The following is a 12098-nucleotide window of genomic DNA, read 5'->3' as shown; positions in this document are numbered from 1 at the left end:
CAAATTCCCGTGAAGCGCCGAATCTGTGATATGCACCGGTCTCGACGAACGCGTGCCATCCCCATCCATTCCGGACCCGCATTCCCGAGAGGACGGGGAGGGTCGGAATGAAATGGTCCGCGATCCGTTTGCAGCCGACGAATCTCCCGATCTGCAGGCCGTTCTCGACGCACTCGACGATCCGGAGTGTCGCCGGATCGTCGAGGAGCTCGACGAACCCATGACAGCTTCGGAGATCTCCGACGCGAGCGACATCCCGCTGTCGACCACCTACCGGAAACTCGATCTATTGACGGAGGCGTCGCTGTTGACAGAGGGCGTCGAAATCAGGCCGGACGGTCAGCACGCAAGTACCTACGAGATCGCGTTCGAGGAGGTCATCATCGGCCTCTCGGACGATCGCGAGTGTGAGGTCAAGATCGCTCGTCGGGCCCAGACAGCCGACGAACGCCTCGAAACCCTGTGGTCGGAGGTTCGCAAAGAAACATGAGTCCCCACGCCTCGATAACCGTCATCGCACTGAAGACGCTCATCCTGCTGTTGGGTGGCCTGATAACGTTTCTCGCCTACCGGGCCTACAGGCGAACCCGGTCACAGTCACTGGGTTCGCTCGCGCTTGGATTCGGCGTGATTACACTCGGCGCGTTCCTCGCCGGGGCCGGAAACCAGATCTTCTCGTTGGGGCTCGAAGCGAGTGTCATACTGGAATCCGGATTGACCGCGGGCGGATTCATTGTCATCGTCTACTCGCTGTACGCCGCCGAGTGAGACGTTCCCAAGAGGTGGTAACTGACGGCGGTTTATATCCGGCCAGCGTGTGGAGTATCCCGATACGGAGAGATAATGCAAAGTAGTGTGGTTGTCGTCACTGTGGCGGAGATGATCGTCCTCGGGTGTACGGGCATCCTTACGTATCTGGCCTATCAGGCCTATCGACGGACCGGCTCGACCTCCCTTCGGACGCTTACCCTCGGCCTCGGACTCGTCGCAACCGGGACACTCGCCGGGGGGCTCCTCCACCAGTTCGGATCGTTCGATTTCGGTGCCTGCATCGGCATCGAAAGTAGCCTCTCGGCGGCCGGGTTTCTTGTCGTCCTCTATGCGCTGTACGTGGGTGACGCCGGCGGCGGCGTGACCCCGTGAGACAGCACGGTCGAAAAGTGACTGTCGGTTTTGTAGTGAACGACGCGGTTTTGAATCCCGGCGACCGTAGGTTATCGACATGGTACGACGACGGGCGGTGCTCGCTGCGATCGGTGGCATTGCTGGTGGATCACTGGCCGGTTGCTCGAGCGACGACCCGAGCGAATCCACCGAAAGCGACTACCCCGAATACACTGACGTGCCGGACGAAGCCGAAGAGTATCTCTCGAACACGAGCAATTTCGACGGGACCGGCGTCGAACGAACTGACGCGGACGAAGTCTCGGTTACCGTCGGTGCCCGCGGGAATACCGGGTACCTGGCATTCGACCCCGCCGTCGTCGCGATCAGTCCGGGGACGACGATCGTCTGGGAGTGGAACGGGCGTGGCGGCGCTCACAACGTTGCCTCGCCTGATGACCAGGAACCGCTGTATAGCGGCCCCCAGGTCAACAGTGACAGCGAAACCTACGCCTACACCTTCGAGGAGTCAGGAACCTACCTGTACGTCTGTGACCCCCACAGAATCCAGGGGATGAAAGGCGCGATCGTCGTCGTCTGACGGGAGTACCCGATAAGAGGAACCGAGGGGTTCGTCCGCACCGCCTCACTCGGTACTAGACCCAGTATCAGTAGTTGCGGACTCGGCCGCCTCGGTCCTCGCCCGCGAGTCCTCGTCAAGCCGGTCATCCAGCCGGTCGTCGAGTTCGGTTTCGACCTCGTCTGACACCTGTGCCTCGACCTGTTCTTCGAGTTCGTCCGTCACCTGTGCTTGCACCTGGTCGTCGAGTTCCGTCTCGACTTCCGCCGGGACCTGTTCCTGTAGTTCGGTCTGGACCTCCTCGGGAACCTGTTCGTCGAGTTCGGCCTCGACCTGGGACTCCGCGGCTTCCGAAACACGCTCTTCGATGATGCGCTCGTAGATGGACATCTTCTCCCAGACGCGGAGGATGTAGCCGATCACGAGCCCCCCTTCGAACGCGGCGACGCGGGGATCGAACTGGAACATGAGCAGCGCGAACCCGGCGATAAACAGGAAGCCGTAGAGGAACTCGATGTAAAACTGTGTCTGGCGACCCTGCAAACGACTGCGCCACGACATGGTTCGATCGAACGTAAGCGATTCGAGCAAAAAAGCGTAACTCGCGACGGACTGGCTGTGTGACGACCATCCGCCGTCGTTTTACCGCCGTCGCCCGTGCAGCCGGCATGGACGATCGCATCCACGAACACGCCGCAGTGCTGGTCGACTGGAGCGCCCGCATCGAGTCGGGTGACGACGTCGTTCTTTCGGTCGACGAGGGCGCACACGATCTCGCTGTCGCGGTGGCCGAACAACTCGGCGAGCGAGGCGCGAACCTGGTGAACGTCTATCGCTCTGACGAGATTCAGCGTGCGTATCTCCAAGCGCACGACGACGATTTTGACGCCGATCCAGACTACGAGCAAGCACTCTATGAGAACGCCGACAGCGTCCTCGTGCTGAAGGGGACCCGAAACACGGCCGGGATGGCCGACGTGCCAGACGACCGTCAGCAGGCGTTCGCCCGCGCCCGCGAGGAGGTCCGAGAAGCGCGCCTGGCGACCGACTGGGTCTCAACGTTGCACCCAACACGCGCGCTCGCCCAGGGGGCCGGCATGGCCTTCGAGGAGTACCGAGAATTCGTCTACGACGCCACCCTCCGGGACTGGGAATCACTCGCTGCGGAGATGGACCGACTCAAGACGATCCTCGACGAGGGCGACAAGGTCCACATCGACGCCCCCGGCACCGACCTCACGCTCTCGATCGCGGGGCGGACAGCAGTCAACAGCGCCGCCTCCGTGGCCTACGACTCCCATAACCTCCCCAGCGGCGAGGTCTTCACCGCACCCGCCGACGCCGAGGGCGAGGTCACTTTCGACGTGCCGATGACGGTCCGGGGGACGAGATTGCGGGACGTTCACCTCGTCTTCGAGGACGGCGAAGTCGTCGAGCACGCGGCCGCGGCCGGCGAGGAGACGCTGGCAGCGCTACTGGAGACCGACGCTGGCGCTCGTCGGCTCGGCGAACTCGGGGTGGGGATGAATCGCGGCATCGACCGCTACACGGACAATATCCTCTTCGACGAGAAGATGGCCGAGACGCTCCATCTGGCGCTGGGCCGGGCCTACGACGCCTGTCTGCCCGAGGGCGAATCCGGCAACGACAGCGCGATCCACGTCGACCTGATCGCCGACACGAGCGAGGACGCGACGCTGTCGGTCGACGGCGAGGTGATCCAGCGGAACGGCGTCTTCCGGTGGGAAGAAGAGTTCTAGTCGTCGTCAGCCTTGTACGCCCCACTCCGGTGTTCGATCCGGTGGACTTCGAGGACGAACTGATCTCAGTCAAGCACGCAGGCGAGGCGGTACTGCCCGACACGGAGTTTCGAGAACGGCCCGCCGGTCAGTGGTTCCAGAAAGTCGTCGGGATCGCGCCACGCCCCGTCGACGACATCGTCGAGTTTCGAGACGATCCGATCCTGCACGTGTGCATCGAGGTTGTTGAACTGATCGGCGGCCCGTGGTGTGAACGTCCAGGTCCAGTCACCGTCACTCGGCATCGTCGTCCCGGTCCATCATCGCACGCACCTCGTCCCGTGAGACGAGTTCCGCCTCGCCCGACCGCATCTCGTGTTCGCTCGCCGCGATCTGTTTCCACCCTTCCCGGGAGAACGCCGGGTGTTTCACCGCGTCGCGAGCCGCGTACCGGAGAAACTCGCTCCGGGAGTTGAACCCCTGCTCCTTCCAGGTCGCGTCGATGTCCTCGAGGAACGCTTCGCTGAGCCGGAGGTTGATCTGCACCGTCTCCGGTTCGTCATCGCCGGGCGCGCTACTCGCGTTAGACATATACGTATGCTTTACGCTGGCGTATAGTAAGTCTTAGGGACAGTTCCGGACCATTCGGCGAAGACAGTGAACTGAGAACGTCCAGCGAAACGGCGTCTTCCGGTGGGAAGACGGGTTCTGACCGAAGGCGTGCGGTATTTCAGCTCCGTTTTCGGACTCGCACACGGACATCCTCGGCGGGCCGCAGGGTCGCCCCCATGGAGAACTCCGGATCCGGATCCAAGAGCAACTCGAAGTCGGCGCGCTGGAGCACTGTCGGGAGCACTGTCTTCAGTTCCTGCATGGCGAATCGCATCCCGATGCAGTGGCGCGGACCGCCACCGAACGGGAAGTACGCGTAGTCGTGTAGCTCGTCCTCGAACCCGTCTGTCCATCGGCTCGGATCGAACTCGTCGGGATCGTCATAGAACGCCTCCTTGCGGTGGATCCAGAACTGCGGGACGGTGATCTTCTGTCCCGACGGCACGCGGTAGCCGCCGAGTTCGACGTCCCGGTTGGCCTCCCGAAAGAGGACGTACACCGGCGGGTAGAGCCTGAGCGCTTCTTTGATCGCCCGCTCGGTCGCCTCCAGCTGCGGGACCTGCGCGAGGTCCGGTATCTCGCCATCCAGGACACGCTCGTACTCTCGGTCCAGCCGCTCACGTGGACCAGGATGGGTGGCAAGTGCCATGCAGGCGTAGGTCAACGCCAGCGAGGTCGTCTCGTGTCCGGCGAACAGGAACGTGGTCATCTGGTCGCGGATCTCCGTCTCGGTAAGCCCGTCGCCCTCGTGGGCCAGCAGGAGTGACAGCAGGTCATCGCGCTCGGTGGCGTCGGCCCGGCGCTGCTCGATCAGCTCCTCGACGAACGATTCGAAGGCCGCGACGCGCCGCTTGAACCGGCGGTTCCTGGGCAGCGGGACCCACAGCGGGACGAACGCGGTGAGATTGTCGACGTCCATGCGGTCGTTGACCGTCCGCGTGAACTCGGCGACCGTCCCCGCCTCCGCGTCGATGTCCAAATCGAACAGCGAGTGTGCCAGGATCCGGAGCGTGAGCCGGGAGAACGCCTCGTTCAGCGCGATCTCCTCGCCGTCGTCCCACGTCTCGACGGCCTCGGCGGCGTACTGCCCCATCGCGTCGCCGTACGCCCTGATTCGGTCCATCGTGAACGCCTCCTGAATCACCCGGCGCTGGCGCTGCCACTGCTCGCCCTCCGTGAGGACCAGTCCCTCGCTCCCGATACCGCCGCCGACGTCTCCCAACGCCCACTTGCCGTAGGCGTCGTGATCGGTCAACAATACCTGCTCGACGAGAGTCGGATCGAGAACGACGTTGAAGTCGTTCCCACCGGCCGTATAGTGGACGACATCGCCGTACGATTCCAGCTCCTCGTACAATGCCCACGGATCGCGATAGAGATCCAGCGTGTTCCCCAGCAGCGGCAACCCGCCCGGTCCCGGTGGCGTCTCACTCGGCTGTTCGCCCCGTTCGGTCGACGACCCCTGTGTCTCTGCCATGGCTGTTCGTTAGCCGCGCGGCCCAACCAGCGCTCGGCCGACGTCACTAGGCTATTTATTATCCCCCGCCGTCGACCCGGGCATGCGATACCTCCGTGCCAGGCTGGACCTGCCGGCGGAGTTGCACCATCCGATGCAGGAGTTCCTCCGGGAGAGCGACCGCATGGAGCGCGAGGAGTTGCTGACCTGGAACGTCCTGCCCGGCCGCGACGTCGAGTACGCGCTGTTCTACGCGGTCGGCGACCGGGCAGCCTACCGCGAGGCGATCGACGACGTCGACTCGATTCCCGAGTACACGCTGACGCCAATCGACGATGAAAGCTTCTACATCTACGTCTGCCAGGAGACTCGCGAGGAAGAGCGGGTCTGGCGAACGGTCTTCGCCGACCTGAACCTCGTTGTCATGCCGCCGATCGTCTACGACAGCCGCGCCCGAACCCACATCACGGTCGTCGGCACCGACGACTCGCTGAGCACCCTCGTCGAGCAGCTGGAGGCGGGTCCGGGCGTCGACGTCGAGGTGCTGGAGCTGGGCGACTTCGACCGCAGACACGGGGCGATCGCCGGCCAGTTGACCGGTCGTCAGCTCGAACTCGTCGAGACCGCCGCCGAACTCGGATACTACGAAGTGCCCCGAGGGGCGTCGCTGGAGACGGTCGCCGACGCGGCGGGCGTCGCGCGCAGCACGGCCTCGACGGTCCTCCGACGGGCGGAATCGGCGGTGATGGGGGCGCTGGTCGGAGCCTAACAGGACTCAGTCGTCCGCCGGTGTCGACGTGCCATCGGACGGCACCTGGATCGACGGCGTCGGCAGGTCCGGCACTTCCAAGACCCCACCAGTGGCGGCGCTAGTTGCCATCGCGGCGAACCGTTCGAGATTCCCGCTTGCCTCGAGTTCCGGCGGTTCCCACTCGGCGGCCCGCTCGCGCAACTCCTCGTCAGAGACGTCCAGCGACAGCACGCCCTCGTCGACGTCGATCCGAATGGTGTCACCCTCTTCGACCAGGGCGATCGGGCCACCCGCGGCCGCCTCGGGACTGGCGTGGCCGATGGCCGCGCCGCGCGTGCCGCCCGAGAAGCGGCCGTCGGTCAGCAGCGCGACTTCGCCCGAGAGACGCGGTGATCCGCTGATCTTCGAGGTCGGTTCGAGCATCTCGGGCATGCCGGGCCCACCCTTCGGCCCCTCGTACCGGATGACCACGAAGTCGCCGGGCTCGATCGCGCCCTCGTCGTAGGCGTCGAGCATCGCCTGCTGGGACTCGAAGACTCGTGCGCGGCCTTCGAATTGGTGCATGTCCTCGTCCATCGCGCCGGATTTGACGACCGCGCCCTCGGGCGCGAGGTTCCCCCGGAGCACTGACAGGCCGCCCTCCTCGTGGACGGGATCGTCGCGGGGCTGGATGACCTCGCCCGGTTCGTCGCCTTCCGTTAGGCGCTCGCCGATGGTCTTCTCGTCGACGGTGGGAAGATCGAGGTGGAGGAGATCCTCGATCCGACGATAGAGGGCCGGCAAGCCACCGTCCTCCCGGAGGTGTTCCATCCGCCAGGGACCGGCGGGGCTCATGTGTGCAAGGTGGGGCGTGCGTGCGGCGATCTCCTCGAAATCGGTGAGCGTGATGTCCAGGCCCGCCTCCTGGGCGATGGCCGGGATGTGCAGCATCGTGTTCGTCGAGCCACCGAGCGCAAGGTCGACAGCCACGGCGTTCTCGAAAGCCTCCCGCGTCAGGAACTCCGAGGGCCGGACGTCCTTCTGGACGAGATCGAGAATCTGCCGACCGCTCTCGCGAGCGATCTCGAACTTCCGATCGTCGGTCGCGCCGTGGGTCGCACATTCCGTCCAGGAGAGTCCGAGCGTCTCCGTGACGCAGGCCATCGTGTTCGCGGTGAACATCCCGGCGCAGGATCCTTCGCCGGGACAGGCGTTGCATTCGAGTTCGTAGAGTTCGTCGTCGGTCATCTCGCCCTCCTCGTACTGGCTGACGCCCTCGAAGACGGTCACGAGGTCGGCCGGTTCGTCCTCGAACTCGCCGGCGGCCATGTGCCCGCCGGTGACGACGATCGCCGGAATGTCCAGGCGAGCGATCGCCATCAGCATCCCGGGGACGATCTTGTCGCAGGACGCCAGCGCGATGATCCCGTCGAACTGGTGGGCGTTGGCCATCAGTTCGACCGAGTCGGCGATGACTTCCCGGGAAGGCAGCGAGGAGCGCATCCCCTCGTGACCCATCGCAATGCCGTCGTCGACGGCGATAGTGTTGAACTCCAGGGGAGTCCCGCCAGCCTCGCGGACGCCTTCCTTGACGTACTCGGCGAGTTCGTCCAGGTGGACGTGGCCGGGGACGATCTCGTTCCAGGAGTTGGCGATCCCGATGTGAGGATTGTGGATCTCCTCGTCGGTCAGTCCCGCCGCGCGAAACAGCGATCGGTGGGGAGCGCGGTCGGCCCCTTCAGTGACCTCCGCACTCCGGAGGCCGTCTTTCTGTGAGTCGGCCATTGCTGGCGCTAGATCGGTGACTGCCCCGGGAGTAGGTTTCGGTTCGAACGTGACGTCGTTCCGGTCGGATCAGTCGTCGCCCACGGTCGGTTCGGGTTCGTCTTCGACGGGACCTCCAGATCCGGTCCCCGACGTCTCCCGGACATCGCCGTCCCGCCAGGACCCCCGGCGATACCACAGCCAGGCGATGAGGGCACCGGCGACGTTCGAGACGAAAAAGGCGGCCCAGATGCCCTGGACGCCGAGCCAATACTGGGAAGCGACGGCAGCCACCGACAGGCGGACGACGCCGAGCGTGAGGACGGCGATCGCCGCGGCGATCAGGGTCTTGCCGGCGCCGCGGAAACTCCCCGAGAACGCGCGGATGATACCGATAAATCCGAACGAAAGCGCGGTGTAGCGCATGAACTCGACGGCGATGGCAGTCACCTCGGCGTTCGGAGACAGCGGTGTGACGATCGGTCGCGGGACGAGGAAGATGATCAGGCCGAGGATCGACAGAATGGCGAACATCACCTTCGCGGCGGCGTAGGCGGCCGTTCCCGCCCGATCGGGCTTGCCCGCACCGATGTTCTGGCCGGTCATCGTCTCGACCCCCCGCCCGACGGCGATCGCCGGCAGGAAGATCACCGAGAACACGCGCGTTCCGATGCCGAAGGCGGCGACCACCGGATCCGCGAACGTCCCGACGACGAGCAGCATGGCATTGACCGACAGCGCCCGGCCGGTGGACTCGACGCTGGCCGGCAACCCGACCCGCAGCAGCGTCCGCAAATAGCCCAGATCGGGGACCATCGCCCGTGGGTCGATCGGGACGCCCCGCCGGCCGGAGAACATGATCGCCAGCCCGACGATCATCGCCAGACTGCGGGAGAAGACGGTCGCGATGGCCGCCCCCTGGATCCCGAGTTGCGGGAACGCGACGGTCCCCACGAATGGCGCGTTCTCGACGAGCGTCCACCCGTAGATAAGGAACGGGTCCAGGGCGATGTTCAGCACGACCGTCCCGAACATGACGACCATCGGCGTGATCGTGTCGCCGGCCCCGCGCATCAGGGCGATGAACACGAAGAAACCGAACATGAACGGCAGCCCCAGCGAGATGACCTGCATGTAGGCTCGCGCGCCGGGGAGTACGCTCGGCGACGCTCCCAGAAACTCGATCAACGGGCCGACCAGCGGGAAGCCGAGCAGGCCCAGCACCGCCGACCCCAGGATCGCCCAGGTGACCGTCTGGGACGCCGCAACGGACGCCTGATCGGATTCGCCGGCTCCGGTGTGTTGGGCAACGAGGACGCTCCCGGCCACTGACAGCCCCATCCCCATCGAGATGAGCAGGAAGACGATCGGGAAGGCGAAGGTGATCCCCGCCACCGCGTCCGTGCCGGCCTCGCCCGCGATCCCGGCCAGCCAGAAGGTATCGGCGATGTTGTAGGCGACCTGGAGCAGGTTGGTGACGACGATCGGCAGCGAGAGGTAAAACAGCGGTCGCAGGATCCCGCCCTCGGTCAGCTCTAGCTCGGACTGGCCCTTGAACAGGCTCACACGTCGACCCCCGGCATCCATCCCCGCAGGTGCACGAACGTGTCCCCGAGTAAGGGCCTGATCGTCGGATCCACATCCCCGTGAGCACAGATCGCGCTACCGGCCGCTCGAAGAATCATCTGGTTAGTCGCGCCGTCCATCAATACCCCCGCTAGCTGATCGACCGAGAAAAACGTACTGGCTGGGTAGTTGGTTCGCCTCATCCACTCCGCGTTAGCCGAATCGATCACGCTCGGACTGTGCCACGTCGTTACCGGTAGCGTCGACCAGCACCCCGACAGTAGCGCCCAGTGTACGCATACACTCCCGCTGAGAATGAAAATCGAGCTGGTCAGTCACGGCGCTCCACGACCGGTGTTGAAGGGCTTTCGTGACCAACAATCGCTCCTGGCGGTCCGTGAGCCCGAGTTCGTCATGCGACCCGGAGCAGTACCACAGCGCCAGTTTCCCGAAGGCCTCGGGCACCGTGTCGTACAGTCCAGCCCCGTGGGGCGACCCGGCAAGTACGCGCCATTCGAACACGGAGAGATCGAGGTCCGGCGTGCCGTCGACGGTCCGAAGCACGGCCCTGACGATGTCGGGATCGAGGTCGGAGAGGGGATCCGCCAGCGTCCCCTCGATCCGGTCGCGGAACCACTCGGTGTGCCGATCGAGCAGGTCCCGGCCATCCGCTGTAGTCGCTTTCAGCATGATCGCGGAGTGCTCGCCGCTGCGCTCGTTGCGCGAGGTCGAGAGGTGGACTGACCGGTACCCGTTCTGCGCCCAGAAGTCGACGAGTGGCGGCGTCGCACCGTACCCAGTGCCGAGCCAGTCCACGTCCTCGCGGAACTCGCTCTCGATCTCAGTTAGCAGGTGTGATCCCAGTCCCCGCCCCCGGACGGCGTCGTGCGAGGCGATCCGCATCACGCGCAGGCCGACTGGCATCCCCGCGGCTTCGTCCCGGAGTTGGCTCGTCAGCACGTCCGGTATCATGTTGCCCGCGACGCGGGCACCTTCGTACATTTCAGCCCGCCGATCGGCCGACAGTCCCCCCTCCCGAGCCAGCAGGGCGACCGAGACCACGTGGCCATTGTGAGTGAGTGCCCGCACGGTGACGTTCGGCGCGTCAAGCAACCGGGCGAGATCGGCGGGTTCCGTCCGGTAGTGCGCGACGACCAGTAGCCCGAAGACCTCCCGAAGCAGGTGCTCGTCCGCGAGCAAGTCGGTGGAGTCGATCCGTGCGTACTCGACAGTGGCCGGCGTCGCGTCGGCGATCAACTGCTCGACCGGCGGGCGTGCGTCGAGCAACAGTGCCCGGAAGGCCCAGACCTCGATCGGATCCCCCGCTGCGTACCGGATCGGTTCGTCCATCGTCCGCTCGGTCACGGCCACGTCCGACTCGGCCAGCCGATCCCGGAACCGGACGGAAAATCCCCGTCCTGCACCCTCGTAGCCGTGGACGGTTGTCGTGAACGCGACAGCAGGCGCGGCCAGGAAGGCTTCGAGAAGGCGAACCGGCAGTGCTGCAGCCTCGTCGACGATCACGGCGTCGGGTTCGTCGGCGTGAGTGATCGCGTCGGGTGGACACTCGAACCGCACGCACCCGTCACCGACAGAAATCTCCCGCGGCCCGGATTCCTGATCGGGTTCGACCGGGACGCCGACTGCCGCCGCGAGTTCTTCGACGCGGGCGAATAGTTCGCCTGCACTCCGGTACTGGGGGGCAGTTACGAGCACGTCCTGGCCATCGAGGGCGAGACTCCCGGCTGCTAGCCCGGCCGCGCTGGATTTCCCGCGACCCCGGTCAGCTTCGATCACCACAGCGTTGCCCGCTTCACGGAGAGCTTCGAGCGCCGAGAGACACGCGACCTGATCCGCCGTCAAGCACGCGTCGTAGGCAGCGCTCGGAAACGTGTGACTGTCGGGAACCGGTGGGTCGTCGCCGTCCAGTCGTGGGGCCGGACGGGTCAATCCGTCCCGCTCGACACGATCCGGCTCGGTGTCGACGATGGCGATCCCCGGATGGGCTCGAAGCGTCTCGACGAGTCGGGACCGGAAGTGTCCAGTCACGTCCGCCCGGTCGAATGGAGGGACCGAAAGCGATTCGTCGAACGCGTCCCGGCGGTCGGGCCACCGGTCGAGCGGCGGGGCGAGCAAGACGAGCAGGCCCCCACCGTCGACCGCACCGACGACGCAACCGATGGCGCTGGGATCACACCGTTCGTGGCAGTCAAGGACGACCACGTCACGGGTTCGGCCGAGAAGGCGGTCAGCATGAGCCGGTTCGAGGTGTTCGACGTGAGTCTGATCGAAACGTCCAGCCTGAGACCGTTCGGGGGATTCACCAGCCAGGAGGGCGACTGGACTGACGGTACTGACGGTTTCGTCGGCGTCGAGGACCGTTTGGACGGCTGTCGCGGCGGCCGATCGCGTGCTTGCGGGATCGCCGTGAATGACAAGTAGCCGGCGTTCGCCGGCGTTCCGGGCCTCCGCGCGGAGCGGGGCGACCACGTCCTCGATCATGCTTTCGCCATAGGTGAGTGCGCACATGGAACCATCGATCCAACG

General features: G+C 65.3%; 12 protein-coding genes and 1 pseudogene. 6 read left to right on the top strand and 7 right to left on the bottom strand.

All coding sequences use genetic code 11. The features are described from left to right. Positions 1-112: 112 nt before the first annotated feature. From HBNXHr_RS04280 to HBNXHr_RS04265, 4 genes are all read left to right on the top strand, one after another. Complete coding sequence (locus HBNXHr_RS04280) at positions 113-490, top strand: helix-turn-helix domain-containing protein (RefSeq protein ID WP_275739785.1); 378 nt, start codon at positions 113-115, stop codon at positions 488-490. Beyond that, the gene (locus HBNXHr_RS04275) at positions 487-768 is read left to right on the top strand and encodes a hypothetical protein (protein WP_275883298.1); all 282 of its coding nucleotides are present in this window, start codon (positions 487-489) and stop codon (positions 766-768) included. Before HBNXHr_RS04280 ends, HBNXHr_RS04275 begins: the two co-directional genes overlap by 4 nt. Before the next feature lie 75 nt (positions 769-843). Further along, positions 844-1143, top strand: coding sequence for a hypothetical protein (locus HBNXHr_RS04270; RefSeq protein ID WP_275739781.1), 300 nt, complete (start codon positions 844-846; stop codon positions 1141-1143). A gap of 79 nt (positions 1144-1222) precedes the next feature. Next, positions 1223-1705: a halocyanin domain-containing protein gene (locus HBNXHr_RS04265; protein WP_275883297.1), complete on the top strand. Its 483-nt coding sequence runs from the start codon at positions 1223-1225 to the stop codon at positions 1703-1705. Positions 1706-1750: 45 nt separating this feature from the next. On the opposite strand, the gene HBNXHr_RS04260 is transcribed toward HBNXHr_RS04265, so the two are convergent. Then, positions 1751-2245: a hypothetical protein gene (locus HBNXHr_RS04260; RefSeq protein WP_275739777.1), complete on the bottom strand. Its 495-nt coding sequence runs from the start codon at positions 2243-2245 to the stop codon at positions 1751-1753. 107 nt (positions 2246-2352) lie between these two features. On the opposite strand from HBNXHr_RS04260, the gene HBNXHr_RS04255 reads away from it, so the two are divergent. Further along, the gene (locus HBNXHr_RS04255; RefSeq protein WP_275883296.1) at positions 2353-3444 is read left to right on the top strand and encodes an aminopeptidase; all 1092 of its coding nucleotides are present in this window, start codon (positions 2353-2355) and stop codon (positions 3442-3444) included. Here HBNXHr_RS04255 and HBNXHr_RS04250 read toward each other — a convergent pair. The 3 genes and pseudogenes from HBNXHr_RS04250 to HBNXHr_RS04240 all read right to left on the bottom strand — a co-directional run bounded on the left by HBNXHr_RS04250 (position 3441) and on the right by HBNXHr_RS04240 (position 5512). Beyond that, a pseudogene (locus HBNXHr_RS04250) lies at positions 3441-3728 on the bottom strand (type II toxin-antitoxin system RelE/ParE family toxin). The gene HBNXHr_RS04255 and the pseudogene HBNXHr_RS04250 overlap by 4 nt on opposite strands. Continuing rightward, a complete protein-coding gene (locus tag HBNXHr_RS04245; protein ID WP_275883295.1) occupies positions 3718-4014 on the bottom strand; it encodes a CopG family transcriptional regulator in 297 nt (98 codons plus the stop codon). Before HBNXHr_RS04245 ends, HBNXHr_RS04250 begins: the two are co-directional and overlap by 11 nt. Positions 4015-4153: 139 nt before the next feature. Beyond that, positions 4154-5512: a cytochrome P450 gene (locus HBNXHr_RS04240; RefSeq protein WP_275883294.1), complete on the bottom strand. Its 1359-nt coding sequence runs from the start codon at positions 5510-5512 to the stop codon at positions 4154-4156. 82 nt (positions 5513-5594) lie between these two features. Between HBNXHr_RS04240 and HBNXHr_RS04235 the strand changes: the two genes are divergently transcribed. Then, positions 5595-6260 (top strand): helix-turn-helix domain-containing protein, encoded by a 666-nt coding sequence (locus HBNXHr_RS04235; RefSeq protein WP_275883293.1) that lies wholly within the window; start codon positions 5595-5597, stop codon positions 6258-6260. 6 nt (positions 6261-6266) lie between these two features. On the opposite strand, the gene ilvD is transcribed toward HBNXHr_RS04235, so the two are convergent. The 3 genes from ilvD to tmcA form a co-directional block, all read right to left on the bottom strand. Continuing rightward, positions 6267-8006, bottom strand: a complete 1740-nt coding sequence (ilvD, locus tag HBNXHr_RS04230) for a dihydroxy-acid dehydratase (RefSeq protein WP_275883292.1) — start codon at positions 8004-8006, stop codon at positions 6267-6269. 69 nt (positions 8007-8075) lie between these two features. Further along, positions 8076-9551 (bottom strand): MATE family efflux transporter, encoded by a 1476-nt coding sequence (locus tag HBNXHr_RS04225; RefSeq protein WP_275883291.1) that lies wholly within the window; start codon positions 9549-9551, stop codon positions 8076-8078. 213 nt (positions 9552-9764) lie between these two features. Next, complete coding sequence (gene tmcA, locus HBNXHr_RS04220; protein WP_275883290.1) at positions 9765-12053, bottom strand: tRNA(Met) cytidine acetyltransferase TmcA; 2289 nt, start codon at positions 12051-12053, stop codon at positions 9765-9767. Between the last annotated feature and the right edge of the window lie 45 nt (positions 12054-12098).

Origin of the sequence: Halorhabdus sp. BNX81 (genome assembly GCF_029229925.1) — an archaeon.
Lineage (GTDB): Archaea > Halobacteriota > Halobacteria > Halobacteriales > Haloarculaceae > Halorhabdus.
The sequence above is the reverse complement of the archived record's forward strand: the minus strand, read 5'-3'. Positions and strand labels throughout refer to the sequence as shown.

Coding starts and splice junctions, on each gene's coding strand:
- HBNXHr_RS04280 (WP_275739785.1), top strand. CDS start 113: ATGGTCCGCGATCCGTTTGCAGCCGACGAATCTCCCGATCTGCAGGCC.
- HBNXHr_RS04275 (WP_275883298.1), top strand. CDS start 487: ATGAGTCCCCACGCCTCGATAACCGTCATCGCACTGAAGACGCTCATC.
- HBNXHr_RS04270 (WP_275739781.1), top strand. CDS start 844: ATGCAAAGTAGTGTGGTTGTCGTCACTGTGGCGGAGATGATCGTCCTC.
- HBNXHr_RS04265 (WP_275883297.1), top strand. CDS start 1,223: ATGGTACGACGACGGGCGGTGCTCGCTGCGATCGGTGGCATTGCTGGT.
- HBNXHr_RS04260 (WP_275739777.1), bottom strand. CDS start 2,245: ATGTCGTGGCGCAGTCGTTTGCAGGGTCGCCAGACACAGTTTTACATC.
- HBNXHr_RS04255 (WP_275883296.1), top strand. CDS start 2,353: ATGGACGATCGCATCCACGAACACGCCGCAGTGCTGGTCGACTGGAGC.
- HBNXHr_RS04245 (WP_275883295.1), bottom strand. CDS start 4,014: ATGTCTAACGCGAGTAGCGCGCCCGGCGATGACGAACCGGAGACGGTG.
- HBNXHr_RS04240 (WP_275883294.1), bottom strand. CDS start 5,512: ATGGCAGAGACACAGGGGTCGTCGACCGAACGGGGCGAACAGCCGAGT.
- HBNXHr_RS04235 (WP_275883293.1), top strand. CDS start 5,595: ATGCGATACCTCCGTGCCAGGCTGGACCTGCCGGCGGAGTTGCACCAT.
- ilvD (WP_275883292.1), bottom strand. CDS start 8,006: ATGGCCGACTCACAGAAAGACGGCCTCCGGAGTGCGGAGGTCACTGAA.
- tmcA (WP_275883290.1), bottom strand. CDS start 12,053: ATGATCGAGGACGTGGTCGCCCCGCTCCGCGCGGAGGCCCGGAACGCC.